Source organism: Psychrobacter sp. Arc29 (assembly GCF_041431175.1).
Lineage (GTDB): Bacteria > Pseudomonadota > Gammaproteobacteria > Pseudomonadales > Moraxellaceae > Psychrobacter.
This window is the reverse complement of record NZ_JASMRR010000009.1, coordinates 45,794-71,985: the sequence shown is the minus strand read 5'-3', so window position 1 is coordinate 71,985 and position 26,192 is coordinate 45,794. Positions and strand designations below refer to the sequence as shown.

The 26,192-nt window shown below is 44.2% G+C and carries 22 protein-coding genes; 8 read left to right on the top strand and 14 right to left on the bottom strand.

The annotated features are described in order from the left end of the window. Nucleotides 1-5: 5 nt before the first annotated feature. The gene (locus tag QO189_RS12070; protein WP_371532896.1) at nt 6-1,358 is read right to left on the bottom strand and encodes an oxygenase MpaB family protein; all 1,353 of its coding nucleotides are present in this window, start codon (nt 1,356-1,358) and stop codon (nt 6-8) included. Nucleotides 1,359-1,735: 377 nt separating this feature from the next. Next, nucleotides 1,736-2,938, bottom strand: coding sequence for a Na+/H+ antiporter NhaA (gene nhaA / locus QO189_RS12065; RefSeq protein ID WP_201597831.1), 1,203 nt, complete (start codon nt 2,936-2,938; stop codon nt 1,736-1,738). Between the two features lie 499 nt (nt 2,939-3,437). Between nhaA and QO189_RS12060 the strand changes: the two genes are divergently transcribed. Beyond that, nucleotides 3,438-4,193, top strand: coding sequence for a TSUP family transporter (locus QO189_RS12060; RefSeq protein WP_238038848.1), 756 nt, complete (start codon nt 3,438-3,440; stop codon nt 4,191-4,193). 103 nt (nt 4,194-4,296) lie between these two features. On the opposite strand, the gene QO189_RS12055 is transcribed toward QO189_RS12060, so the two are convergent. The 3 genes from QO189_RS12055 to radC form a co-directional block, all read right to left on the bottom strand. Continuing rightward, the gene (locus QO189_RS12055) at nt 4,297-5,673 is read right to left on the bottom strand and encodes a dicarboxylate/amino acid:cation symporter (protein ID WP_201597847.1); all 1,377 of its coding nucleotides are present in this window, start codon (nt 5,671-5,673) and stop codon (nt 4,297-4,299) included. A 492-nt stretch (nt 5,674-6,165) separates the two neighbouring features. Next, nucleotides 6,166-9,072 carry an acyl-CoA dehydrogenase gene (locus QO189_RS12050; RefSeq protein ID WP_371532895.1) on the bottom strand — a complete coding sequence of 969 codons (2,907 nt, stop codon included), beginning with the start codon at nt 9,070-9,072 and terminating at the stop codon, nt 6,166-6,168. A gap of 302 nt (nt 9,073-9,374) precedes the next feature. Beyond that, on the bottom strand, nt 9,375-10,058 hold the full coding sequence (gene radC, locus QO189_RS12045; RefSeq protein WP_371532894.1) for a DNA repair protein RadC: 684 nt from the start codon (nt 10,056-10,058) through the stop codon (nt 9,375-9,377). Nucleotides 10,059-10,186: 128 nt separating this feature from the next. Here radC and coaBC point away from each other — a divergent pair, with 128 nt between their 5' ends. Then, nucleotides 10,187-11,581 carry a bifunctional phosphopantothenoylcysteine decarboxylase/phosphopantothenate--cysteine ligase CoaBC gene (coaBC, locus tag QO189_RS12040; protein WP_371532893.1) on the top strand — a complete coding sequence of 465 codons (1,395 nt, stop codon included), beginning with the start codon at nt 10,187-10,189 and terminating at the stop codon, nt 11,579-11,581. 42 nt (nt 11,582-11,623) lie between these two features. Next, complete coding sequence (locus QO189_RS12035; protein ID WP_371532892.1) at nt 11,624-12,406, top strand: sulfite exporter TauE/SafE family protein; 783 nt, start codon at nt 11,624-11,626, stop codon at nt 12,404-12,406. A gap of 61 nt (nt 12,407-12,467) precedes the next feature. Here the strand turns inward: QO189_RS12035 and QO189_RS12030 are convergent, their stop codons facing one another. From QO189_RS12030 to QO189_RS12020, 3 genes are all read right to left on the bottom strand, one after another. Then, complete coding sequence (locus QO189_RS12030) at nt 12,468-13,382, bottom strand: histone deacetylase (RefSeq protein ID WP_371532891.1); 915 nt, start codon at nt 13,380-13,382, stop codon at nt 12,468-12,470. A gap of 109 nt (nt 13,383-13,491) precedes the next feature. Beyond that, nucleotides 13,492-14,265 (bottom strand): hypothetical protein, encoded by a 774-nt coding sequence (locus QO189_RS12025; protein WP_371532890.1) that lies wholly within the window; start codon nt 14,263-14,265, stop codon nt 13,492-13,494. A gap of 30 nt (nt 14,266-14,295) precedes the next feature. Further along, complete coding sequence (locus QO189_RS12020) at nt 14,296-15,405, bottom strand: hypothetical protein (protein WP_371532889.1); 1,110 nt, start codon at nt 15,403-15,405, stop codon at nt 14,296-14,298. A 162-nt stretch (nt 15,406-15,567) separates the two neighbouring features. Between QO189_RS12020 and ccmA the strand changes: the two genes are divergently transcribed. From ccmA to ccmE, 5 genes are all read left to right on the top strand, one after another. Next, nucleotides 15,568-16,197, top strand: a complete 630-nt coding sequence (ccmA, locus tag QO189_RS12015; protein WP_371532888.1) for a heme ABC exporter ATP-binding protein CcmA — start codon at nt 15,568-15,570, stop codon at nt 16,195-16,197. 135 nt (nt 16,198-16,332) lie between these two features. Further along, on the top strand, nt 16,333-16,989 hold the full coding sequence (locus tag QO189_RS12010; protein ID WP_371532951.1) for a heme exporter protein CcmB: 657 nt from the start codon (nt 16,333-16,335) through the stop codon (nt 16,987-16,989). Nucleotides 16,990-17,218: 229 nt separating this feature from the next. After that, the gene (locus tag QO189_RS12005; RefSeq protein ID WP_201597871.1) at nt 17,219-18,007 is read left to right on the top strand and encodes a heme ABC transporter permease; all 789 of its coding nucleotides are present in this window, start codon (nt 17,219-17,221) and stop codon (nt 18,005-18,007) included. A gap of 16 nt (nt 18,008-18,023) precedes the next feature. After that, nucleotides 18,024-18,245, top strand: coding sequence for a heme exporter protein CcmD (gene ccmD / locus QO189_RS12000; protein WP_371532887.1), 222 nt, complete (start codon nt 18,024-18,026; stop codon nt 18,243-18,245). Between the two features lie 254 nt (nt 18,246-18,499). Continuing rightward, complete coding sequence (ccmE, locus tag QO189_RS11995) at nt 18,500-19,003, top strand: cytochrome c maturation protein CcmE (RefSeq protein ID WP_371532886.1); 504 nt, start codon at nt 18,500-18,502, stop codon at nt 19,001-19,003. Between the two features lie 86 nt (nt 19,004-19,089). Here ccmE and QO189_RS11990 read toward each other — a convergent pair whose 3' ends face one another. From QO189_RS11990 to QO189_RS11965, 6 genes are all read right to left on the bottom strand, one after another. After that, complete coding sequence (locus QO189_RS11990; protein ID WP_371532885.1) at nt 19,090-19,938, bottom strand: aldo/keto reductase; 849 nt, start codon at nt 19,936-19,938, stop codon at nt 19,090-19,092. A 358-nt stretch (nt 19,939-20,296) separates the two neighbouring features. Further along, nucleotides 20,297-21,277, bottom strand: coding sequence for a MetQ/NlpA family ABC transporter substrate-binding protein (locus QO189_RS11985; RefSeq protein ID WP_371532884.1), 981 nt, complete (start codon nt 21,275-21,277; stop codon nt 20,297-20,299). Between the two features lie 169 nt (nt 21,278-21,446). After that, nucleotides 21,447-22,133 carry a methionine ABC transporter permease gene (locus QO189_RS11980; RefSeq protein ID WP_371532883.1) on the bottom strand — a complete coding sequence of 229 codons (687 nt, stop codon included), beginning with the start codon at nt 22,131-22,133 and terminating at the stop codon, nt 21,447-21,449. 19 nt (nt 22,134-22,152) lie between these two features. After that, a complete protein-coding gene (locus QO189_RS11975) occupies nt 22,153-22,923 on the bottom strand; it encodes a methionine ABC transporter ATP-binding protein (protein ID WP_058025469.1) in 771 nt (256 codons plus the stop codon). A gap of 254 nt (nt 22,924-23,177) precedes the next feature. Further along, nucleotides 23,178-25,253, bottom strand: a complete 2,076-nt coding sequence (locus QO189_RS11970; RefSeq protein WP_371532882.1) for an ATP-binding protein — start codon at nt 25,251-25,253, stop codon at nt 23,178-23,180. Between the two features lie 76 nt (nt 25,254-25,329). Further along, on the bottom strand, nt 25,330-26,052 hold the full coding sequence (locus QO189_RS11965) for a response regulator transcription factor (protein ID WP_058025471.1): 723 nt from the start codon (nt 26,050-26,052) through the stop codon (nt 25,330-25,332). Between the last annotated feature and the right edge of the window lie 140 nt (nt 26,053-26,192).

Genomic DNA, 26,192 nt, shown 5'->3' with positions numbered 1-26,192 from the left:
ATCATCTACTTATAATAATCATCATTTTTCTTAAGCCACCAGTTCATATTGTCTTGGCGTTTGGCACGAAATGCTTCTAATTTTTGGGCGACCGTTGTATTGTGCTGCCGTGCAGTATCAAGGGCAAAAAGAATCGGCACGGAAGACAATACACCAAATCGTATCTTTGATTTTGGTAAAGCTAAGCCGTCACCAATATCATCACCAACCAAGGTGCGCGTCACACTGGCATTGACCATCTCCACAAAGCGTCCACGTCGATTGTCTTCGCCCATTAACTGACGCGGCAGATCATGCAAGGCTTTCGCCAGTGGCTGACCCATCTTAAAGTCTAGCTGTTGTATCGATAGGTAGGTATACAGCCATTCCCAGCTAGCCGCTTCATCTTTTGGCAAACGCTCTAAATCAACGCCCATCCAGTAGCTGGCAAGATTCCATAAGTGCAAAATACCTTCCGCTTCCTCGGGGCTAATACGAGCGCCGAGCAGTCGTAGGCCGCGCATAATTAATAATGAAAACTGTAAATGGGTGGCAATCATGTCGGTTTGGTTAATCGGTACGCCCCAATAATCGGTATTCCAGCTACCATCAGGATTGTGATGTTGGTCGGCGTTTGCTATCACGCCAGCTGCCGCATTGCCCTTACCTTTGAGCAAGTTTTGCCGTACCAATGTATGAATCTGACGTACTTTGATGGATTGTCGCCAGCCCTCAGAGCCAATCGCTAATACTTGATCGATAGGTTGAGAGTGATTGCGCATGCTCATATCTGATTGTGGATGCTCAGACACCGCTAAGATATAGGCATAGGTACGCATAAGCCGTGGTAGCGCATCGTGCATCAACGCGCCAGTTTGAATGAGTGGTAGTGATAGCGCTGGGATGCTATAGCCTGCCATCAGCGCGACATTACGCAATAGCCAAATCAGCATCAGTGGATAGCGTCGATAGGCGACCGCACCGATTTGCGCGAGTTTGGGATCGAACCAATCAGGATGATTGCTAAATTGTTCGGTTAGTGTATTAAAGGAGGCATTGGTTGCGAGGTCACTATTTAGGTCTAGATCATCGCCGCCGCTGATAATCTGTTGCAGGGGCTTTGCAAAGCGGATATTGTTAGTGGCCAAAGCATCTGCGAGTGGATCGCCAATATCATAGCCGGCGACTATCTCCTCTAGTAGCGTAGGCGATATAGCAAAGTCTTTTGGCAGTAGATATCGCTTAATCCGCTTTAACACTTGCAAATCACTATGGTCATCGATAGCAGTTGTACGCCCATGACGCAAATACAACGCTGTTGATGGATGCTGCGTCTTATTGGTGGGGATATTTGCAGTATTGCTGATTTTCTTATCCATATGATCAAACACCTTTATAAGTCAGCTATAAAACAACATTCGTATCGTATGAGCGATCCATAACCATCACTTATAAGCGTTAATTGATGGAGTCAAGGAATCTAGTCGTCTTTGTATCGTACTGATACGAGATTTTAGGCCACGCATTTCATCAGATAAGAATAGCAGTCTTGCACGTGCGTCTTTCGCACTAACGATAGGGCAGGCATGATGTATTGGATATTCTCGTCTGCTGACATGACAATTATTGCTAATGCTACAGCTGATTCATTAACAATAATCAACCTTGGCTGAATACCTATTTTTCATCAAAAGGTTTTGCAGATAATAAAAAGCGACTTATAAGCTAATAGGCTCATAAGTCGCTCGTTTTGCTATTAATGAGAGCGAGTCAAATCGACCGATGTGCCGCTGACATTATCTTTCAAGCTCACTTTGAGCATGATGTAACCTGCGATACCAGAAACGATAGAACCCATGATGATACCCAAGCGCTCATCAAACATAGTCGTATCACCTGCAAATGCGAGGCCGCCAATGAATAGGCTCATGGTAAAACCAACACCGCACAATAGCGCTGCGCCGTAGATTTGCTTATAGTTCATACCTTTTGGCATGGTTGAGATACCAAGCTTAAAGATTAACCAGCACATAATCATGACGCCCAACTGCTTACCAATAAACAGACCTGCGGCAATACCTAGTGGCACTGAATGGAATAATTCGGCTAGACCTGCGCCTTCGAGTGAGATACCCGAGTTGGCAAAAGCGAATATTGGCAAAATACCAAAGGCGACGGTGTTATGTAAATCATGCTCTAGCTCTTCAAGCGGAGAGTGCTCAGGATCAGTGCGGTCAAACATAGGAATAAATAGTGCTAAGACCACACCAGCCAATGTTGCATGGATACCCGATTTGAGCACTGCAATCCACATGATAATACCAATAAGTAGATAAGGCGTGATGCTAGTGACGTTACGACGATTAAGAAGGTACAAGAATGGCAGACATAGGCCAGCCAATGCTAACGACTCTAATGATAAATCGCTGGTATAAAACAGAGCGATAATCAAAATCGCACCGATATCATCAAAGATAGCAATAGAGACCAAAAAGACTTTTAGAGAGTTGGGTACACGGTTGCCAAGAAGGCTCAAAATACCAAGCGCAAAAGCAATATCCGTTGCCGCAGGAATGGCCCAACCTTTCCAAAACTCAGGCTCATTGTAGTTAAAGAGTAGATAAACAATCGCAGGCATGATCATACCGCCCAGTGCTGCACCAGCTGGCAGGATAATCTGCTTGACGTTGGACAACTCACCAATCAATACTTCACGCTTGAGCTCAAGCCCGACCAAGAAAAAGAAAACAGCCATTAGACCGTCATTGATCCAGTGGTGAGCATCTTTGGCAATCGCAAACTCGCCAATTTGAATGGCAACTGGTGCGTGAATAAAACCTTCGTACCAAACATTAAGAGGGGAGTTGGCAATGATCATTGCAGCAACGGCAGCCAATGCTAAGACGATACCGCCCGCTGCCTCAAATTCAAAAAATGCCTTAATCCTTCGTATTGCCATATTATCCTCATCTCCTAAGTACAATTTACTAAATAATCTCAAATATCCACGCTACTATTCATGACGATATAGCAAGCAGATAAAAACAGTTTCTCACACTCTTATTAATATAGACAATAAAATACGCTGAAATAATGCCATTAGCCTATTATATCGTCTCAATGATAGTGACATTATAAAGGCGATGCGACGAGCAAAATAGTTGTAAGTCGTTAAATCTTTTTAACAAACTGTCCGTTATATGAGAGATTTGGAACACTATTGGCTAAATCTAGCAGACTTTGTGACGTTTTTGGTTTTTTTTGCGGTTTTATATCTATAATGATCGACGCATTATGACGTTATCTCATGTCTTAAGAAGTTCTCAGGGAATTTACCGTCTTATCACTACTATTACCAATAATAGCTATTACCAACGATAGTAGTGTCATTAGTAAGTTTTTAGCCTAGTATCTGAGGCTTCCTTTTCTTTTATCACCATATTTTGTAGGTCAGCATTATGGACTTAACCTTCTCACTAGAGATTATTTTGATGCTTACGGCTGTCGCAGCATTGGCAGGATTTATTGATGCGATTGCTGGCGGCGGCGGTCTGTTGACCATACCTGCCATGCTACTGGCCAATATCCCCCCAGTGCTCACGCTCGGCACCAATAAGCTACAAGCTGCTTCTGGCGCATTGGCCGCATCCATTACTATGATAAAAAAGGGCGTCGTCAAACCGCAGCGTATTAAAGTTGCTATTATTGCCGCGTTTATCGGATCAGTCTTGGGTACCATTGCCGTGCAGATGTCGCCGCCAGATTTGCTCGAAAAACTGATTCCTTTTTTGATTGCCGCTATCGGTATTTATACCTTATTTGCCCCTAGGCTTGGTGAGGTAGAGGCGGCTCCCCGCATATCAGAGGGTAAGTGGCAAAAAGGGGTGGCACCTTTGATTGGTTTTTATGATGGGTATATTGGTCCCGGTACAGGAATGTTTTTTGCGCTGGGGAATGTGGCATTGCGTGGTCGTCAGATTATTGAAGCGACAGGCACCGCAAAAGTGTTGAACCTATCGACCAATATTGGCTCATTGATATTCTTTATCTTGGGTGGCAATGTACTGTGGAAAGTGGGGTTAGCAATGATGGTGGGACAAACCATCGGTGCCTATTTTGGTTCACATATGGTCGTTAAAGGCGGTAGTAAGCTGATTCGTCCGATGATTGTACTGGTGTGTTTGGCAATGTTGACCAAATATGTTTTTGGCTAAATGAGAGTAACCACACTCATGATCTACCTCAAAAAAAACCTCAGTCCATGTGCATAGGTGACTGAGGTTTTTTATTTTATGAAGGTCTATCTAGCAGAGGTGATTAGTGGCGACGATCAACGTCATCGTATTCACTACCCATGATGCCATCATTCATGACTTTAGAGAATTCACGCTCATTGTCTTCATCGATATGACCGTCAAATACGTCTTTCGCACCAGCATTAGGATCATTATAAATAGCCAGATCCATTTTGCCTTCTGACTTTGCCACGATAGCGGTCACTGCCGCATCACCACCAACGTTCACGGCAGTACGTAGCATATCTAGGATACGATCCACACCTAGAATCAGACCAATACCTTCGATTGGTAAGCCAACTTGGGCAAATACCATCGACAGCATAATCAGACCGACACCAGGGACACCCGCCGTACCGACAGAGGCCAGTACTGACATCAAGATAACGGTTAGATATTCGGTTACGCCCAAATCAATACCATAAATATTGGCAATAAAGATGGTCGCTGTCCCTTGCATGATGGCTGTACCATCCATGTTGATGGTGGCACCAAAAGGAACGGTAAACGAAGCAACGGAGTTATTCACACCCATACGTTTGGTAACGGTACGCAAGGTAATAGGAATGGTCGCGTTTGAGCTTGACGTACTAAACGCAAAGATTTGTACTTCGCGCATTTTTGCCAAAAAGGTCTTGATAGATAGACCTGAAGAGACTTTTAGTACAATCATCATAGTAACGAAGAAATGGAAAGCCAAAGACCCAACCAATACTGCCATATAGCTTAGCAGTGACAAAATTAACTCAAAGCCTAGCTCAGACATGGCCTTGGCTAATAGCGCAAATACACCATAAGGGGCTAGGTTCATAATGATGGTCACCATCTTTAGGATGACTTCATTGATAAGCTCTAGACTTTGAACCAAGCCTTTGGCAGGTTTACCAACCATCAAAATACTGATACCGATTAGAATGGCAAAGAAAATAATCGATAGCATGTCGCCATTTGCCATCGCACTGATGGGATTTGAGGGGATAATGTTCGAGAAAACATCAAGCAGTGGCGGCGCTGATGCGGCTTCAAACGTGGCTTCAGATTCGATATTCATGCCTTTACCGATACCAAATAGCACACCCAATCCAATCGCCGTTGCAATAGCAAGCGCGGTTGTCATCATATAGATCATAAATGTTTTGGTACCAATACGTCCTAGCAGACGGATATCACCAATGCCACACACACCGCAAATCAGTGAGATAAGTACTAAAGGTACGACCAACATTTTTAACGAGTTAACAAATAGCTTGCCGATAATAGCAAAGGCACCATTTGTGATATAAGTATTAACGAAGCTGCCTTCGCCATTTAATCCTGAGTAGTTTAAAAATAGACCCAGTATGATACCGAGCACCATGGCAACGATAATCTTGCCTGTCAGTCCCATATTTTTCCACATATCCATATCCTTTGTGTGCATAACAGCGCTATAGTCAGCGTCACCCAAATCTATGTGACCGTGTTTGCAAATCTAACTATAATGCGTGTTATGACTATTAAGTTCTTGTGATTGTCGCTTGATGTCACATTTTCGAGGACAATATAAAAGAATAGTTAAGGGCACTGCAAGATTTTTTTTATCATTTTATTCCGAGAGAACAATCCCTGTCACAACTATGTGCCCATAAAATAGTGATTATTTATTGTAAACGGTTTGTTTCTGATATGAAACAATATATTCATGAAAGAGTTTTTAGGGTAAATGGATATATCAAACTATTGATATTAAACCAGTGTTATCATTTTGATGTCATAAAATACATTTACATTTTGGCAACTCCAAAAAAAACCAGACTGTCATGTGTGGACAGTCTGGCTTTTGAATTTTTATATTTATCGTCATGAATAATTACGATACTCATGAGTTTACGCGTTTGAATTGACCTTTTAGTTATACCTTGTCATCTTCTTCACGTTCGCGCGGCAGATGCGTCTGATCATCTGAGGTTTGAAGGTGTTTATCACTTGCGCTTTCATCGACTTCATCAGGTGGAGCAATGTGGCGACTGTGGTTGTTACTCATACGCTCATTGAGGTGTGACTCTGCATCACGGTAGCGATGATCAAGCGCTTCGGCTTCAGGATTTGATTTCTCAAAATTTGCCTGTGACTTGATTTCTTTCACAGTATCTTGCTCACTGACCATTTCTACATCACCATCGCTCTCATAGCCGTGATTGGGATTGGCATCACCCGTCTGTGGTTCTGTATTTGTCGTATCATTTAACTCATGCGTGACTGGCATATCGCCGTCAGTCGATACGCTACTTTTGTCTTTTGCTTCTTTTTTTAGCGCTGCATAATTTGTTAGTTGATTGACAGCGTTTTCGAGCGTATGCGGATTATCACGCTCTTGAGCTTCTGATAGGTGCTTATCAAATACATCGGTCAATAATGAATCAAAACGCATGGCATTGTATTGAATCAGCACTTCTGCCTCTTCCTCAGTAATACCGCCGTTTTGGCTCGCATGTACCACATGGTCTTCGAAGGTTAGGCCTTCAAAGCTGTCCTGATGTTCTGCCTTCTTGAACTTCTGCCACAGTGGTTCGATCTCAACCAAGGTCTGATAAGCATGCTCCATACGGCCTGTCACATCATCTGGGTCGGTATTGTAATAAACCATGGTTTTGAGATAGTCGCGGAATGGATTGGCAGCAAAATCATCCATAAAGGTATCACCCAGCTGGCGTTTTAACTCATCGCTTGCTGGTGTAAAGATACGTCCACTTGGGAAAGTCACAAAGCTCACCACATTGGCGGCCATGCGATTAGGGAAGTTGGCAAAGAAAGATACAAAGGCCTCTTGAATCGTGTACAAGCTGTTTTGTAGTGCAACTTCAGCATGTAAACGCTCAGCTTCGGATTTACTACCATGCTCATAAAATTGCAAAATAGCCGTCGCGATAAATAAGTGGCTATGAATATCCGCTAAGCGACCAGACAGCATCTCTTTACGTTTTAAATCCCCTGCTAGCAGCCCTAACGCCATATCTGCAGTCAATGCAAAGTCAGCACTGAGGCGGTTGATGTGCTTGTAATAAGGACGAGTAAAGGCATCAGCAAAACGTGGCGCATTATCACTACCACCGACGTAACCTGCGACAAATGCTTTTACACCGCGGTTAAAGGTATAGCCTAAATGTTTGAAGAAAAGCGTGTCGAATTTTTCAGTCGCCGCTTTTTTATCTTCACTCTGTAGCAGTTGCAGCTCATCGAATAGATAAGGGTGACAACGCATCGCGCCTTGACCAAAAATCATCAGCGAGCGGGTCAAAATATTGGCACCCTCAACAGTGATAGATACAGGAATCGCTTGATAAGGTATTGCCAAGAAGTTACGTGGGCCCATCTGTACGGCACGACCACCAACGACATCCATACCGTCGTTGACCACACTACGCATGGTTTCGGTCGCATAATATTTTGCCATTGCAGTCATTACTGATGGAGTACCACCTTGGTTTAACCCGCAAGTCACCAAATGACGGAACGCCTCTAACATATAGGTATTACTTGCCATGCGGCTGGTGGCGTCCTGTACACCTTCAAACTTACCGACTGAGATTTTGAACTGCTCACGAACTTTTGCAAATGCACCGACAGACAGATAGGTCATTTCACTGGCTGAGGTTGATAGAGCAGGCAAGGAGATACCACGACCCACGCCCAAACACTCCATCAGCATACGCCAACCGCGACCGGCATTTTCGACACCACCAATGATGTAATCTAATGGTATAAAGACATCTTTACCATCGACTGTACCATTCATAAATGGCGAGCCAATTGGGTTATGACGTGGGCCCGTGATCACCCCTTCATGATTGGCGGGGATCAGTGCACAGGTGATACCATAATCGGTTTTGTCCGGATCTCCAAGCAGCCCTTCAGGATCATGCATCTTGAAAGCCAAACCCACGACAGTAGCGATAGGGGCTAACGTAATCCAGCGTTTGGAGAAGTTCATACGTAGACCAAGTACTTGCTCGCCCTCATGCGTGCCATAACAGACGACGCCTGTGTCAGGAATCGCACCTGCATCAGAGCCTGCCTCAGGTCCGGTCAAGCCGAAGCAAGGTACTTCATCACCTTTGGCGAGACCGGGTAGCCAGCGCTGTTTTTGCTCGTCCGTGCCATAGTGCATTAGTAGCTCACCAGGACCGAGCGAATTGGGTACCATACAGGTCACTGCCGCAGTCGGTGAGCGCGACGCGATCTTACTCATCACGCGGCTTTGCGCGTAAGAGCTAAATTCTAAACCACCAAACTCTTTTGGAATAATTAACCCTAAAAAGCCATTACTTTTGATAAATTGCCACGCTTCAGGTGACAGCTCTTTATCTTTATGCTGGATTTGCCATTCATCGAGCATGGCGCATAACGTTTCTACTTCGTTATCAATGAAGCTTTGCTCTTCTTCTGACAGCTGCGGATAAGGATAATTAGCAAAAGCTTCCCAATTTGGGGCACCCATAAATAGCTCTTTTTCCCACCAGCTAGTACCAGCATCGAGCGCTTCACGCTCCGTATCACTCATACTTGGCATCGCACCGCCTAACGCTTCGTAGACCGGTTTGGTAATCAAAGATTGACGGATAGGTGTGATGAGTAAAACCAAACAAAGCAATGCGATCGGTACGCCCAATATTAGAGACAGTGGACTGATAATCGCGGTAACAACGACGGTAATCAGGGCAACGACGCTGCCCGTAACCCGTGATAAGGACAACAAAAAGATGGCCAAGACCACGGCTAATTGAATGATGACTGCCAAAATAAACAAGCCAATTGCCATGACTATCTCCTGTGGAATACTGAATAAAAAGCGTGAAAAATATAAAAGATAAGAAACGTCTGAATAACGATAATTATTGTTTTGTCTTATGTCATTGTAATCGATACATCGATAATAAAAATATATATAAGCAAACTATAAGACTACTTACTAATATGAAACAGTTGTCGATGACTATCAAGAGCCAAAATGCTACGCTCTGTCGATAATATGTATCAGGTATCATGCCCAATAGACTCTAATGAATAGGGTTTGCCAAGCAGCTCAAATTTGCTGACCAGTTAAGCGATCAGTGTTATGAACTAACTAAAAGGCGCAAGGCAGCTTTCGGCATAAGATAAAGTATCGTTACGGCCAACGATTATGTGATCAACAAGAGAGATATCTAATAAGTCACACGCTTTTTTTAGCTCATAGGTCAATACATTGTCTGCTGTTGATGGTTTGGCATCGGTATGGGGATGATTATGCGCGATAATAAGCTGGCTAGCCGCATGGCTTAGTGCGTGCCGTAGTACATGCTTGATACAGACAGAACACGATGAGATACCGCCGGTGAAAAGTATCTCAAAGTTCAAAAGGTTCAACGCATTGTCCAGACAGAGGACTGCAAACACTTCACGATGCTCACCGCGTAACTGGGTGCTGATATAATCTTTGACCACTTGCGAGCGACCTAGCGCTTGCCCCGTTTTTAGCTTACTATCCAGATAACGTGTGCCCATCTCAAGCGATGCCAATATCTGAGCGTACTTGGCGGGGCCGATACCATGACAAGCAAGAACAGTTTGTTGCGGGGCGGCCAATAGCTCAGCTAAGCTGCCAAACTGATCAATCAAATGACGCGCGAGCTCAATCGCTGACTGTGACTGCGTACCCGTACGCAAAAATATGGCCAGTATCTCCGCATCAGACAAATGAGCGGCACCGAATTTCAATAATTTTTCGCGTGGTCTGTCATCCTCATGCCAGTCTTTAATCGCCATTGCCACTCCTTAAGAATAAATTGCTACTTGTTATCTGAGGTAAATACGGAAAATTTTACCCAATTTATCTCATAGTTGTTACTATAAGCGCAATTTTATTTTTTCACTTTTTTATTGATGCCACGCTTATGTCCAATATTGTGCTTGCTATTACTGGCGGTATCGCCGCTTATAAATCTGCTATATTTGCCCGCTTGTTGATTAAGGCAGGCTTTGATGTGCGCGTCATCATGACGACAGGCGCACAAGCATTTATCACACCACTGACTCTGCAAGCGTTGACGGGTAACGAGGTGCATGTCTCATTACTCGATGAGCAGGCAGAAGCGGGAATGGGACACATTGAGCTGGCTAAATGGGCGGACTTAATTGTCATTGCCCCTGCGTCCGCCAATACACTCGCACGTCTGGCTATGGGAATGGCTGATGATTTGTTGACCACAGTGTGCCTTGCCACAACAGCGCCAGTTATTATCGCTCCTGCCATGAATCAGCAGATGTGGGCGCATCCTGCGGTGAATCTGAATGTACAAACCCTGCGTGATATGAACTATCAGATTATCCAGCCAGCTAGCGGTGAGCAAGCGTGTGGTGACGTGGGAGCAGGGCGGTTGCCTGAGCCTGAGCAGTTGTTAGCTGAAGTGCTCCTGTTCAAAGCAATGAACACGACGCCGCAATTATTAGCAGGCAAAAGAGTGGTTATTACCGCAGGACCTACAGTAGAAGCGATCGATCCTGTGCGCTATTTGTCTAACCATTCTTCAGGAAAAATGGGCTTTGCCTTAGCGCGCGCTTGTGTGGCAGCTGGCGCAGAGGTGATCTTAATTGCTGGTGGAAAAGTGGCATTGCCTACGCCGCTTAATGTCACACGAATTGATGTACTGTCTGCCAAAGATATGCTGATCGCTGCCCAGCAATGTGTGGATGGAACGCATAGCGAGCTTCAACTGGATTTTGAAGATGAGCATGACCATTCTAATGAGCACGCACATGAACACGCACATGGACATAGTCATTCTCACACCCATGACCATCATGGCGATTGTGGTTGCGGTGATGAGCATGAACTACCGCAGGCTTATACTGAACACCAATTCGTAAAGGCAGATATCTTTATCGCGACCGCCGCAGTAGCAGATTATCGTACTGAAGAAGCCGCACCGCAAAAAATTAAAAAGACGCAAGATGCTATGAATCTCAGCTTGGTTAAAAACCCTGATATTTTAGCGACAATCTCTCTTGCTCATCCGGAATTATTTGTCGTTGGTTTTGCCGCAGAAACACAAGATGTCGAGCGTTATGCGCGTAGTAAGCTCGCCGCAAAAGCGCTAGATATGATCGCCTGTAACGATGTCTCACGGGCAGATATTGGCTTTGCTAGTGACGATAATGCCATGCAGGTATTTTTCTCTGAGCGCTATGAGCGTGATGCAGTAACGTTAGACAAAACCAGTAAAGACAAAATCGCTGAGCAGTTAGCCAGTATTATTGGTGAAACAATCGCTCAACGTCAAAACAGCTAGTGGTATAAATATAGGCGCTAAGCCTCAAATGGTATAAACAATATGACCAACATAGCTGGTAACGATAGCACTCAGATGCTAGTGCTGACGCTCATTTTTGCGCTGGCATCGCTGCTACACGGTATTAGCGGACTTGGCGCAACGCTCGTGACGACTACCGCGCTTGCTAGCATGTACCCATTGCCACATGCCATTGTATTGGTGATATTCCCTTCGCTAGTGGTCAATGTCATGACTTGGCTAGCAGGTGGTGAGCGCACCATTTGGCAAAATTTTATCTACTATGGCAGACGCTATTGGCTGCTTGCGCTTACCAGCTTGCTAGGCAGTATTCTAGGTGCGAAGCTACTGCTATGGGTCGATAGCGCTTATATTCTTTTATTGTTGGCGGCGGTCATTGCCTTTTATGTTGGGAGTAGCTTGCTCGGCAAACAAATTCGTCTACCAGATACGAAGCCCATGTTGATAGCCGTAGGTTTTGGTGCAGGCGTTATTGGCGGCTCAACCAATGCGATGTCGACCATCCTGATGATGTATCTACTCTCTGCAAGTGACGATAAAAACACCATCGCCAAAGTGGGTAACATGTGCTATTTCTTAGGAAAGATCGCACAAATTATTGTACTGCGTGAGCCTATTATGGCATTGAGTAGCGGTGAGTGGCAGCTAATTGCCTTGCTCAGTGTGATATCTATTGTTACGCTTTTAGTCGGGATTCGTCTACGTCGTTATTTGCCACAAGCGCGTTTTCGTCAGCTTATTTTATTGATTCTAATCGTGCTTGGAGTACGCGTGGGCTGGCAAGGCGTGACCGCATTATTATAGTTAAGGTTGCCAGTACGAGTTCAACTCTGAAATCACTCTTATCTTCTGAGTGAATTTAGTATTAAACCATTTCACCAAAATAAATCTGCTGTGCCACTCGAAAGGTATTGCAGTGCGCTTCAACCACATCCTCAATATCTTCTGAGTAGCCACCGCCCATGACAATGGCAATCGGGATATTGGCTGATTTTGCTTGCTGCAATACGTACTCATCACGCGCCTTACATCCTGCTTGTGTCAGTCCAAGTTTGCCTAGCTTGTCGGTAGCGAGTACATCGACAGCAGATTGATAAAAGATCATATCGGGCGCAACCTCAGCGATTAATCGTGGGAGTGTGTCTTTTAATATGTCTAAATATTCGTCATCACCAGCATCGTTTTCCAATTCAATGTCTAGGTCTGATAATTGCTTGCGAAACGGATAATTCTTGGCACCATGCATACTAAAGACAAAAACGCGTGGCTCGCCCGTCATGATGCTGGCGTTGCCATTGCCTTGATGAACATCCAAATCTACAATCAAAATTTTCTTGGCTTGTCCGCGATTCAATAATAAATTGCTAGCGATACAGACATCATTGAACACACAAAACCCTTCGCCATGATCGGCAAAAGAATGATGGGTGCCGCCTGCAACATTCATGGCGACACCATATTGCTGAGCATATAGCGCGCACTCATAAGTTGCATGGGCAATATAACGACCGCGCTCTACCAACTGCGGTGTCATCTCAAACCCAATCGCTCGAGCAGCTTTGCGTGGTAGTGTTTGGGTTTTGAGCTGATACCAGTACTCTGCTGTATGAGTGGTCAAAATCTCCTCTTCGCTTAAGCAGGCAGGGGCAAAAAAATTATCTTGACTGATCGTGCCCTCACTCAATAATCGCTCCGGAATCAAGATGTATTTTTGCATGGGGAAGCGGTGCTTTTCGGGCACAGAGTAACGAAAGACGTCAGAGTAGGCAATTTTTAGCATAAGAATTCTAGCTTAATATTGATAATTTTTTGGATATACAAATGAATAGATAAGCGACCGTTAAGTGCGGCCTTATTGAGTAAACTATATGACTGAATAAACTGACGCACTACTGAACAAACTGCGTCGGTAAAAAGAATGTGCGTGCATCTGATTGCTGGCGCAGCTCTGTCAGTAATGTCTGCATATCTTCAGCAGGGTCCTGATTATTAATCAAATCGCCAAATAGCTCGCTTGCAACCGTGGTCATCGCAACAACGCTTTGTAGTGAGTGCTCAATGATCTCAGTATCGATACCAACCGCTTCGATATCGATCGCGTTTTTGTAGCGTATTTCCCCATCATTGACATCCATCTCTAGGTTGCCAATGAGCATGTCGTAGTTAATTTGAGTGATGAGTAGTAGGGCAGCGCTCTGATGACTCTCTGGTATCAAAAATGGCAAAATGCCATAGATTGCTAACAGTTTATTTTTTTCTTGAACACGAAACAGATAACCACAGTCTATTTTTTTATGACGCATTCTTAGGGACAAATGATGCGATTGCTGGCTGTCGTTGGTTTTGGGACGATAATGCGTATAGTGCCATTGCTTGTCATTGAAGTATTGCTTTAAGCAGTCAACAATGGGCGTGTCGCTATGATTTTGTGGCTCTGCACTTAGGTTGTCAGTTTTGAGGTGAGACGCATCCGTTTGCGCTTTTTCATTGCTTTGAGTAGCGTCGTCTTCGGGCGCAGTTTTAGAGGCAGTATTATCAATGTCGCCGTCAGCAAGTGATGGCTGTGCTGGCTCGCTTATACCCTCGATTACTGACTGCGGTGCAGAAGCCGTCAGTAATCGTTTGATTTTTTGCCATAAGCTGAGTTTATTGGGTTGACTCATAATAGTATGCTAACAAGTAAGAGTTATAAATTAATCGTTATTGAGAGCCAAGCCTTCTTTAATAGTAGGCTGCGCATAGAATGCTTCTAGCATGTCACGAATATGAGCCGTTAACCAAGGCGTTTCAATGGCGTCGAATACGATAGGTAATAGAGCGCTGCTACATTGCGCCATAGCTGCTTCATCGATGTGCAAACTTGCAGCAATGATAGCCATCGTATCAGACTGATGATTAGCATACCAAGTATCAATACTCGCTGATACCAAACTGTGCAAATAGGGTGACAGTCGCAGGCGGTTATAGCTTTGCTGGATACCCGCTTCGATATGGTCGATACTGCTATTATCAGGCTCATCGCTTAAGTAGGTTTGTAGTTCACTGATTGGTTGGTCTTTGATACGATCCCAGCCCATGACCATCAGACGTGCGACTTCTTCATTTGACAAGTGTTCTTGTGCATTGGCCTCAGCTTTACGCGTCAAATCTTTGATATTGCGATGCAAATACGTTTGCAGTTTTTCATCGAGGTTTCTGTTGGTCGCTTTCTCAAACGAGCTGCGCCCAAGCTTCATCAGTTTACCAACGCCACCCGCTTTATCAAGCGTGGTCTCCATAAAGTCATTGATAGCGTGATAGAGCGTTTGGGTCAACAGATCGGCAAAGGTTTCGTTACCCACCAGCGTATGAATGAGGACGTTACGCTGCTGCTCATGGCTACCAATATAGTTAGCAAGAGTCTGAACTTGGGTGTCATCGACCAGCTCAGACAAAGGCACGTTGTCATTGACTGGATGATAGATAATGGTATGCAAAATATCACGGATATCTGTACGCATCACCTCAGTCATTGGCTGATTTAACAGCCAGTCTTTCATTAAATGCTGTAAATGGTCACAGGTGATGTATTTGCTTAAGGGCTGCGCGCCAAACCACTGCCAAGCTTCCATTGCTAAAGGCTCGGCCTGCTTGTGCAACCACTGCTGCATAAAATCAACTTGCGCATCGATCAAGCTGTTTATCGTCAAACGGCTGGTTAATGGCGCTTTTGACAAGTTGGTATCCGCATTGTCACTGTTAGTCTCTGCATCAGGCATTTGATTTTGGCTATCTTGTGAAGTCTGCATAGGTTTTGAAGTCATATTTTGAGGTCGTATTTTTTTGAGGTCGTACTTTTTGAAGTAAGAGTAATCGACAATTTGTTATACTGTGTGTTTGTGGTGAGCATAGGGTATTATGCCACGAACATTGCCTTTGTTTGTGATGAATATTGACTGCTGCTTGATAAATAACCAGAGGTTTTGATGACGGTTTTGGATACGCCTGTACTAACGCTTGATGAGATGACGGTTCAGCGCGGCGAGATACCGCTCTGTGAAGGGGTGACGCTGCACCTGTCTGCCGGTAGTATCTGTCATCTGGTTGGGGCAAATGGAACCGGAAAGACTACGTTGCTCATGCAGCTGGCAGGATTATTACCCATTCTGTCAGGAGAGGTTACTTATCAAGGACAGGTGGGTCTGCCTATTCAACCGTTATATGTTTCGCACCAGTTGGGTATCCATCCGAATCTAACCGTGGCACAAAACCTGACATTTTTATTGAATTTATATGGCATCACGCCTAGCGCTACCGATATCGACGATGCACTAACTTGGGTTGGTCTACAAGGGTTTGAAACGATTAGCTCAAGCCATCTATCCGCTGGTCAGACGCGGCGTATCACGCTGGCGCGATTGTATTTATTGACGCCAGCTGTCACACCGATTTGGTTACTTGATGAACCATTTACAGCGCTAGATGTCGATATGGTGGCACGTATGGAAGCACGGTTATGCGACTTTGCGCAGGCTGGCGGCTCGATACTCATGACCAGTCATCAGGCAGTGGGTGTCTCCAATCAAATGCTTGATTTGTCAGATTACATGGTCTAAATGTGACTGCTATCAGTACCATCAGTATCGGTAAAAGGATGAATAATGACAGACAGTCCAACGCAAGTGAGCACAACCATAACCGCAAATAAAAACTCAAATGTTATTGTCACAACGCCGCGCAGTATTGGGTTTATGCAGTTGTGGCGCCGTGAATGGCAAGTCAAGCAGCAAGGGGCGGTGCAATGGTTGTACCCATTGGTACTGTTCTTAGTGATTATCACCTTGTTCCCACTAGCGGTCGGTAGTGAGCCTGCGCTTTTGCAGCGTCTTGGCGTATCAGCCGTGTGGATTGCTGCATTGCTGTCACTGGTTATGGGCGTTGACGGGTTATTCAAGCCTGCACTTGATAATGGTACGCTTGCGCAATTGGTCGTCGCCAAAGCGTCACTACCGTTATGGGTGCTGATTAGACTGGTCATTCATTGGATTTTTAGCAGTGGTATTGTGGCAGCGCTTAGTCTTCTTGCTGTGCCGCTATTTCAACTCAGTTGGTTTGAAGCGTGGATATTGATGGCGTCTATCCTGACAGGCAGTCCGATGCTTTTGATGCTATCCGCAGTCGCCAGTAGCTTAACGCTGTCATTGAAGAATGGCGCGGTGCTAGTGCCTTTGATTGCGTTACCGATGCAGTTGCCAGTATTGATTTTTGCTACAGGCGCGGTTGATTTATTTGCCACTGGCCTAAATGGCTTACCTATCTTGGCCTTATTACTGGCAGGAAGTATTATATCCGTCTTGGTCATGCCGTGGGTGATTGCGCTGACCCTAAAAATGTCATGGCTCAATTGATTAATACATTTGCCAGATATTAAAAACCCAGTTGTCTAAATCCAATTATCTGAACGCCATGTATTAACATCGTGTTGAAAACGGGCAATTTTGCTATAATAGTCAATTGAATATGTAAACAGCTCTTTGTAGATTCTATCCAGTGTTTAACGCCAGCAGGTGAGCTGATAGTGTGCTTTTGTAGGCCACATCGGTCATGACCAGTAAGCTGTGTAATAGGTTTATTCCCATGCCCAACCTGAATAACGTCTCGTCTCCTAGCCTATGGCAGCGCATTTGGCAGGGCTTCTTGACCACCGTAGGCACCAAGCAGTTTTTTCGGATTTTTAGTCCTTGGGTCAAGTGGCTCGCGATATTAGCCAGTCTTTGCTTGCTTATTGGTAGCGTATGGGGTCTTGCTTTTGCGCCGCCTGATTATTTGCAGGGCAATAGCTACCGTATTATTTTTATCCATGTTCCAGCAGCCAGTCTAGCTATCTCTATCTATTTCTCCCTTGCGGTGTTGGGGGTGATTTATTTGGTGTGGAAGATTAAGACGGCCAGTCTGGTCGCGCAGGCACTTGCTCCGATGGGATTTTTGCTCTGTGTGATCAGTTTGCTCACAGGGTCTATTTGGGCAAAGCCAACATGGGGGACATACTGGGTGTGGGATGCGCGTCTTACTTCAATGCTGATATTAGCGTTTCTGTACGCAGGGGTGATGGCACTGTTTGCTGCTTTTGAGCACACAGCCAATCGTGGTAAAGCGGCTGCCATTTTATCTATCGTGGGCGCGGTGAATCTACCAATTATCAAGTACTCTGTAGAATGGTGGAATACCTTGCATCAAGGTGCCACTTTTAGTCTGACCGAAGCACCGAAGATGTCAGCTGACATGTGGATGCCATTGTTGCTCATGATTATCGGTAGTTATTTACTGGTTGCGACCATGGCGATTTATCGTACCAATACGCTGATCTTACATCGTGACCAAGGCAAAGCGTGGGTCAAAGAATACATTCGTGCTCAACACAAATAACGGCTAGGAACCTACTATGCAGCCTTACTTTTATAGCATATCTGAGTTTGTCGCCATGGGTAAGCATGGGGTCTTTGTGTGGTCATGTTGGGCGATTACCATCGGCGTGATGCTGGCCTTTATTATTTATAGTCGCAGACAAAGACAAGCGCTTATCAAGCAGCTGACTATTCAACAAGCACGTCAGGCACAGCGAACGACCAAAACATCCACACCGATCACCAAGCAATCTGACTGAGAAATTATCTTAATATCAGGGCTTTAGCGTAAGAAACCCTATCCTTTCACTGACAAAAATATGACCTCGCGAGTAGCTATAGGGCTTATTGATTTGTCCGAAAAATGCTATCATATGATCATTAGAAGATTACGATTAGAAAGATTTTTTGACAATGTTTATTGAAAGCGTTTTTCTAATCGTCGTTTCTTTAATATTTTCTGTTTTATGGGCTAATTGTCTTTAAAACAGAGACTCATCAACGAGGTAGAGGTATGAATGCAGTTCGTCGGAAAAAGCTGATGTGGGTGATGTTTACGCTGGCAGGTGCAGCTATAGCAGTCATATTGGTTATTTATGCTATTGGGCAGCAAACCGACTATTATTTTGATGCGACCGCTATCGCTCAAGGTGAGGCGCCTCAAGACAAGCGTATCCGTGCTGGTGGTATGGTGGTTGCAGGTAGTGTGCAGCGTGCAGCAGACAATCCATTGAATGTTGAGTTTGCGATTACTGACTTTCAATCAACCGTACCTGTGACTTACCAAGGTATTTTGCCAGACTTATTTGCCGAAAACTCAGGCGTCGTAGCCACCGGTAAGATGCAAGGGGATACTTTTGTCGCTGGTGAAGTATTGGCAAAGCATGATGAAAACTATATGCCACCAGAAGTCGCCAAATCCATGAAAGAAAATAATCGTAGTGGGGCAGCAGTGCCTTCTTCTGAGCAATATAATCCTGCCGAAAGAATTCATGAAACTGAAACCCTGCAACAGTAATGATGATAAGTATTGATGACATATAAAAAGGCCACCGATAATCGGTGGCCTTTTTTGTGAATGGTACTCAGCTATTTAACTGGTTACTAGTCATCCCATACAGGGCTATAGTCAGGATGCTCAATCTTACGACCATCAGAACTGGCTAGCTTACCGATTCTTTCTAATTCATCTGCACTCAACTCTACTTTGATGGCGTCTAAATTGCCTTGTAAGTGATCAGGGTTAGACGTTTTCGGAATAGCAACACGGTCTTTATCTGACAAAATCCATGCCAATGAAATCTGCGCTGGCGTTACGTTATGCTTATCTGCAATCTCTTTGATAACATCATTATCAAATACATCGCCACGAGCGAGTGGTGAGTAAGCTTCTAGCAAAATATGATGATTATTCAAAAAGGTTTGTAATGTATCTTGCTTAATGAACGGATGAAATTCAACTTGGTTTACGACAATAGGTACGTCTGCATATTTTTCAGCTTCAGTGATGTTAGCAATATTAAAGTTCGAGACACCGATATGACGCGTTAGACCTTGCTTCTGTAATTCACACAATGCAGGGATGGTCTCAGATAATGGTACGCGGTCATCAGGCCAATGTAGCAGCAATAGATCGACATAGTCCACGCCTAAATTTTCTAGTGACTTTTGGGCAGCAGCTTTCAGCTTTTCTGGCTCAAACTTCATGTCATCTGGAAATATTTTGGTGGTTAAGAAAAACTTATCACGAGCCACGCCAGATTGCTTAATACCTTCGCCAACTTCTTTTTCATTGTCATAAGCTTGAGCGGTATCAATATGCTCATAGCCCATCTCTAGACCCTTTTTGACCACATCTATGCAGTCTTGACCAGTTGACTGCCAAGTACCCAGTCCTAGAACGGGAATATTGGCTTTTCCAGCGGTACGAATATTATAGTTTTTAGTACTCATGTTTTTATCCTTATTTTATTTATAATTTATAGCATGTTTTGAGTTAAAAATGTTTTTAAACAAGACATTTGATACTAGTAGAAAAACTTAGAGAACCTAAGCAGTTGTTTAGCTCATCTAATAATCAAGCTTGTCTACTATAAGAAAAACTGGAGCAAAGTGGAAGAGCGTGTGACGCATCCCTACAAAGGACAAACAGGCTGTAACGTGATTTTGATCACCAGTTAGAATGTATAAAATGTTTAAAAGTGTAAAACCTCAAACTCAATGCCATAAAAAAACGCCCATCACAATTAAGTGATGGGCGCCGATAATCATTGAAATACCCTTATATTTGGGTACTTATGATTTTAAGGTCTTACTGAGCAGCGGCTTCTGTAGTACCAGTGTCTGCAGCTTCAGTTTTGGCAGCAGTATCTGTCTTTGCGCTGTTATCAGAACCCCAGATTTTTGGGTATTTGTAGCCAGGGAAGGTTTCGTGAGCATACTTTTTGAAAGCTTCTGAATTATAGGCATTGGTGACATCTTCGACCCATTTCTTACCAGTATCAGTAGATTTGATCGCTGACCAGTTCACATAAGCAAAGCTTGGCTCTTGGAATAATGCTTCAGTCAGCTTGATACCAGAGTCAGTTGCATAGTTACCGTTGATCACTGCAAAGTCAACTTCATCACGCGCGCGTGGTAATTGAGCCGCTTCTAGCTCAACGATGTCGATATTGTATTTGCTGTTGTCAGCGATATCAGCTTTTGATGCAGTCAATGGATCGATATCGTCTTTTAGCTTAATCCAGCCAAGATCGTCCATCATGACCAACGCACGAGCAAAGTTACTTGGATCGTTCGGTGCAGACACACTCATGCCTTTGAATGCTTCATCTAGGCTAGATTTTTTACCTGAGTAGATACCAAGTGGTGCGGTTGGTACTTGGAATACTTCAACAAGATCAAGGTTGTTCTCTTTTTTGAAGGTATCAAGGTAAGGCTTGTGCTGGAAGATGTTGATATCCAAATCGCCTTCAGCCAATGCAAGATTAGGACGAACATAATCAGTAAACGCAATCAACTCAACCTCATAACCCTGAGCTTCAAGAGTTCCTTTCACTTGGTTACGAACCATATCAGCAAAATCGCCTTCAGTCGTACCGATAACAATTTTGGTATGTTCAGGGTCGATGTCGCTAGTGCTAGCAGCAGTTTCTGCAGTGGCACCTTCGGTAACAGGCTCTTGAGTCGCTTCTGGCGCTGATGAGTTGCTGCAACCAACTAAGACCAAACCTGATACGCCAACGGCAGCAAATGCGGTGGCTAACTGACGGCTGATATCTGTTAATTTCATAATATGTCCTTAATAATGAATGGGATTGAGTAAAGCGTTTATCGTCGATACATTAAAAAAGCAACATTATAAATAGTAATGCTGCTTTTTTATGATAGCTGAGACAAGGGTTGAGTGTTGCCAAAAATAAACCTAGTCGCTCGCAATGTCAAGTATTCTCTAAAGCGGTTTAACGTTTGTCTAAACGATTGGCGAGCCAGTTGCCAGAGGCTTGAATCGATATAACCATGATGGATAGTACAATCACGATAAAAACCATCACCTCGGTCTGATAGCGATAATAGCCATAACGAATGGCCAAATCACCCAAACCACCACCGCCAATCATACCAGCCGCCGCTGAGTAAGATAGCAAACTGATACACAAAATGGTGACAGAGAGTACCAATCCTGAGCGCGCTTCATTGAGTAGCACTTTGATGATAGTAAAAGGCCTAGCGCCCATTGATTCGGTTGCTTCAATAATACCGCGCGGTACTTCACGTAAATTTTGCTCAACCAAACGCGCAAAATAAAACGAACCTGCAATCGCCAGTACGAGCGATGCGGCAATCGGCCCGATACCAGTACCGACGATGGCTTTGGTAAATGGGCTCATCGCAATCATCAAAATTACAAAAGGGAAGGCGCGCATAAAGTTAGTAATGCCGCCGAGTACGCCATATAGTGTTTTGTTTTGCAAAAACTGGCGATCACTAGACAAAAACAAGAATACGCCAAAAAGCCCACCGATAAGGATGGCGACCGTGGTTGAAATACCAAGCATGACGAAAGTATCAACAAACGCGCTCACAATCTCTTTGCGTAGGGCAAGCAGCTTGTCTATAGAGGCGGATAATTCAGTACCAGTTAACATATCTATTTCTCCTGCCTCATTAGTCCTCAACGACTAAGCCTTTGCCAATCGGGGTAGTTGCCTGAATCAGACCATCTCGTACATCGGCCACTTCTAATAGCTGACCTTGATGCAATAATGCTGCGCGATCACAGAGTCTGCGAATGACGCTCATCTCATGGGTTACGATGACAATGGTCACACCAAGTTGCTCATTGATATCGCGCAAACAAGTCAGCAAACTGCGAGTCGTTGCAGGGTCAAGCGCACTGGTTGGCTCATCGGCCAGCAATACTTTTGGACTCGGTGCAATCGCGCGGGCAATACCGACACGTTGTTTTTGCCCACCGGATAGCTGCGCAGGATAATGACCAGCGCGATCTGTCAAATCGACAATCTCAAGACATTCCATAACACGTTTATGAATATCGCGGCTAGGGTAGCCTGACACTTTTAAATTAAATGCCACGTTGTCAAAAACCGTTTGATTAGACATGAGATTAAACTGCTGAAAAATCATACCGATATTGTGACGGGCGATACGCAGCTCACTGGCAGATAGCGTGGTCAAGTCAGTACCGTCTATGACCACTTGGCCTGAATCTGGACGCTCAAGCATGTTAATCAAGCGCAACAAGGTAGATTTACCTGCGCCTGAATAGCCCATTAGACCAAAAATCTCGCCTTGTTTGATAGTCAGAGATGTCGGCTCAACAGCGGTGAACCAATGTGGTTTGCCGTCTTTGTCTTTGATTGATCGGTCGCTTAAAAAACTTTTGGTCACATCGTTTAAGACAATCATGTCATTCATGGAGGGCTCAAAATTCAATAAATTTTTTAATGGTCATCGTGTGTCGTTATGCTTCTATTACTAGATAAGAAGCCCATTAAAACAACAACAGTCAATAACCGTATAATAAGGGGCGGTAATATAGCATATTATCAGCCACTTTGGATATGCACATCCGTGACTGACTTATGATGAATAGCTATTAAGGAAGGAATGTTTGAGGGGTATCAGTGGGAGTAATATCAACAAAATAATGTGTTTTCAAATATAGCTGACTACTCATGCTGATTGTAATGAGGGTCATGTTTAACGGGTATGGCGACTAAGAAGCGAGTATGACCGTTTAGCGTATCAGTAGTGATCTGCCCTTGATGCGCGGTGACAATCTGTGAAACCAAAGATAAGCCCAAACCAGAACCTTTGTTTTTCTGCTGCAATCGTACGAATGGGCTAAACACTTCTTCGCGTTTCTCTTCAGGAATACCTGTGCCTTCATCAATCACTGCTAGCACCGCGTATTTCGGTAGTGGGCGCACAGGCTCAGTTTTTGCCTTTTTTAGATGCTTAGCAAATAAGCCTTCTTTGCGCGGTGTGGCTGAGGCTTCGTTATTATTTTGGGTGTTGGCTTTAGCACTGTTTTTCGCTTTATCTTTGCTGCCATTTTTGCTGATAGTTGTATCAGTTGCCACTTTGTCAGTTTTTCTATTGCTATCGTTTTTAAGAGCATGCGCACGATTATCGATTGTTTCATCTGTAGATTCGATAAAATCATTATGTACGGATTTTTTAGCGTCTTCATTAGAATCTAGAGTGTCTTTAGAATCAGGAACAGCCTTCCAAATCACTTTATCTAAATCGGTGCTAGCAATATGAGCATCAGGTTTTACAGAGCTTGGGGTGTTTCTAATAAGATTAAGATCTGTATTTATATCAACATTTACATCTTCATCGACTGTTAGATTTTCGCCATTCTTGTAGATTGGTGGTGCTGGTAAGACAGCTATTGGCTCGACTGACTCCGTTTTGTCTTTATTGCTCAGAGTAGAGTCAGTACTTTCGGACAAAGTAGATTCGTGTGCATCTATGTTGGTATCAAGCGACTCTTCATAAGAGTCAAAATCCAACAAACTATTATAATCGGTGAAACTGCTAGAGAGCACGGTCTGTAATAGGTAATCAGGAACAGTGCCAGCCTCTTCGATAGTCTGAACGCCGTACAGTAACACGGTAACAGGCGGCTTGCCGTGAAGCATGGCATTGGTCAGTAGATTACGAATGAGATGAGTCAACATTGATGATTGACCGTCGATCATGATGTGCTCACCAATCAGCGTGGCTTCAGGGTAGTGCTGACGTTCTTGATTGACCAGATCGTATAAATCCAAGTTCTCAATTTGTTGTAAGGCATGACCTGCATCTAGACGGCTGACCAACAATATACTCTCGACCAAATCATTGAGACCTGACAGATCGCGAGTGATGGCATGAGCGCGTTTATCAAACTTGGCTTTGGTGTCAGACGGTAGCGCACCAGCCAACATATCCATCATTTCAACCTGCAAGCGAATGCGCGTGATAGGCGTACGCAGCTCGTGAGAAGCATGCGCCAGTAATAAATTATTGGCATCAACGAGGTGCTCAATCTTTTGTGCTGCTTGGTTGAACCCACGCGCCAATGAGGCAATTTCGTCATTACCACGCGCGTTCACTCGAACCGTAAAATCCCCATCGCCTAACTGAGCCATCTGCTGACTTAACTGATCGATACGCCATGTCATGGTACGGGCAATCAGCCACAGAACACCTGCCATGATAATGAGCAGCAACAACGTACCTGTAAACAGATTCAGCGCTGCAGAAAGTACGGGCTTTTTAGGAGGTAAACGTGACTCATACAGCAGAGTATAGCCAGTGCTGCTATAGACTTGAGCCTGCTTAGTAGGGGAGGTATCTGCAAACGAAGGAAAAACACGTGAAAATAAAGATGGCGTAGGTGGTAGCTCTAGCGGCAAATCGCTATTATCGGTTTGCATGAGCAACCGACCTTCGCTGTCGTACAAGCCCATTTTGGCCTGCAATGATTCATCAAAAATATCAAAGCTTTTTTTGACAACAGCCAGCATAAATCGTGACTGTAAGCGATTGTCTTTACTAATAGAGATATTCAATTCGTGCAGAAATGGATCAATCTGACCCAAAATCTGCGTGGCCAGTATCTCTGAGCGGATTCCTGCGTCCTTGTCATGCACCAGTTGGGTCAATAGCACCATAGCAACTGCAAATAAAGTAAGTGCCAGCATAACGCTGGCAAATAGTTTGGCAAATACGGAACGAAAACCCAATTGCTGCATTAAACAATCTCTGTTATTGGACACTAATATCGACTGAGCTTAATATGCTCCCTATCGACTAATCCATCTTTTACGATCAAACCTGATCAGTGGCAAATTGATAACCAACACCGCGCACCGTGATAATGCGTTTTGGTTGACGTGGGTTGTCTTCGATCAAAGCACGAAGGCGTGAAATATGCACGTCAATGGCACGATCGATGTTATCTGAGCTGTCGTCGTTTGGCATTGCCTGCCAAAGTTGCTCGCGATTTAGCACTTTGCCAGAATGGGTAGCAAAATAGTGTAGTAATTGGAACTGATGCGTCGTTAAACGTACAGGCTCATCATCGATAGTAACTTCGTGACTGTCAGGGAACACACTCAAACGACCAAAAGTTAAGCTATCTGACTGGCTATCTGCTTGGTTTGGTTGCTCATGACGACGGATAACCGCACGGATACGGGCAAGAAGCTCACGCGGTTCGAAAGGCTTCGCGATATAGTCATCAGCACCCATCTCCAAACCCAACACGCGATCGGTTGTATCCCCTTTTGCGGTCAACATGATAATAGGCACTTTATTGGTCATATTATTCTTGTTGCCACGAATTTTTTGACATACTTGCATACCATCCATGTCAGGCAACATCAAATCAAGTACGACCAAATCGATATCACGCTCTTTGGTATCTAACAGATCAAGGCCTTCTTGACCCAAACCTGCATGATGGACGTCATAGTAATTCATAGTCAAATAATCACTGATCAGCTCTGCTAAATCTGGATCATCTTCAATCAATAAAATCTGCTTGCTCATGGGATATCCTCTAATTGTTGTTATAATTTGCCAAAGGTCTAATGTGTGCTAGTCGCTTAACTATGATAGAAGTATCAATAGTTTTTACATTCTATGCCATTAAACCTTTGAGCCTCTAAGTTTTCAGGTGTTTTAGAGTA

Excerpts from the sequence above, each read along its gene's own strand:
- QO189_RS12055 (WP_201597847.1), bottom strand. The coding sequence starts at position 5,673 with ATGTGGAAAAATATGGGACTGACAGGCAAGATTATCGTTGCCATGGTG.
- ccmE (WP_371532886.1), top strand. The coding sequence starts at position 18,500 with ATGAATGCAGTTCGTCGGAAAAAGCTGATGTGGGTGATGTTTACGCTG.
- QO189_RS12020 (WP_371532889.1), bottom strand. The coding sequence starts at position 15,405 with ATGACTTCAAAACCTATGCAGACTTCACAAGATAGCCAAAATCAAATG.
- QO189_RS12005 (WP_201597871.1), top strand. The coding sequence starts at position 17,219 with ATGCCCAACCTGAATAACGTCTCGTCTCCTAGCCTATGGCAGCGCATT.
- QO189_RS11990 (WP_371532885.1), bottom strand. The coding sequence starts at position 19,938 with ATGAGTACTAAAAACTATAATATTCGTACCGCTGGAAAAGCCAATATT.
- coaBC (WP_371532893.1), top strand. The coding sequence starts at position 10,187 with ATGTCCAATATTGTGCTTGCTATTACTGGCGGTATCGCCGCTTATAAA.
- QO189_RS12025 (WP_371532890.1), bottom strand. The coding sequence starts at position 14,265 with ATGAGTCAACCCAATAAACTCAGCTTATGGCAAAAAATCAAACGATTA.
- QO189_RS11970 (WP_371532882.1), bottom strand. The coding sequence starts at position 25,253 with ATGCAGCAATTGGGTTTTCGTTCCGTATTTGCCAAACTATTTGCCAGC.
- QO189_RS11965 (WP_058025471.1), bottom strand. The coding sequence starts at position 26,052 with ATGAGCAAGCAGATTTTATTGATTGAAGATGATCCAGATTTAGCAGAG.
- QO189_RS11980 (WP_371532883.1), bottom strand. The coding sequence starts at position 22,133 with ATGTTAACTGGTACTGAATTATCCGCCTCTATAGACAAGCTGCTTGCC.
- QO189_RS12050 (WP_371532895.1), bottom strand. The coding sequence starts at position 9,072 with ATGGCAATTGGCTTGTTTATTTTGGCAGTCATCATTCAATTAGCCGTG.
- QO189_RS12010 (WP_371532951.1), top strand. The coding sequence starts at position 16,333 with ATGCAGTTGTGGCGCCGTGAATGGCAAGTCAAGCAGCAAGGGGCGGTG.
- ccmA (WP_371532888.1), top strand. The coding sequence starts at position 15,568 with ATGACGGTTTTGGATACGCCTGTACTAACGCTTGATGAGATGACGGTT.
- QO189_RS12060 (WP_238038848.1), top strand. The coding sequence starts at position 3,438 with ATGGACTTAACCTTCTCACTAGAGATTATTTTGATGCTTACGGCTGTC.
- radC (WP_371532894.1), bottom strand. The coding sequence starts at position 10,058 with ATGGCGATTAAAGACTGGCATGAGGATGACAGACCACGCGAAAAATTA.
- ccmD (WP_371532887.1), top strand. The coding sequence starts at position 18,024 with ATGCAGCCTTACTTTTATAGCATATCTGAGTTTGTCGCCATGGGTAAG.
- QO189_RS12070 (WP_371532896.1), bottom strand. The coding sequence starts at position 1,358 with ATGGATAAGAAAATCAGCAATACTGCAAATATCCCCACCAATAAGACG.
- QO189_RS11985 (WP_371532884.1), bottom strand. The coding sequence starts at position 21,277 with ATGAAATTAACAGATATCAGCCGTCAGTTAGCCACCGCATTTGCTGCC.
- QO189_RS12030 (WP_371532891.1), bottom strand. The coding sequence starts at position 13,382 with ATGCTAAAAATTGCCTACTCTGACGTCTTTCGTTACTCTGTGCCCGAA.
- QO189_RS11975 (WP_058025469.1), bottom strand. The coding sequence starts at position 22,923 with ATGAATGACATGATTGTCTTAAACGATGTGACCAAAAGTTTTTTAAGC.
- nhaA (WP_201597831.1), bottom strand. The coding sequence starts at position 2,938 with ATGGCAATACGAAGGATTAAGGCATTTTTTGAATTTGAGGCAGCGGGC.
- QO189_RS12035 (WP_371532892.1), top strand. The coding sequence starts at position 11,624 with ATGACCAACATAGCTGGTAACGATAGCACTCAGATGCTAGTGCTGACG.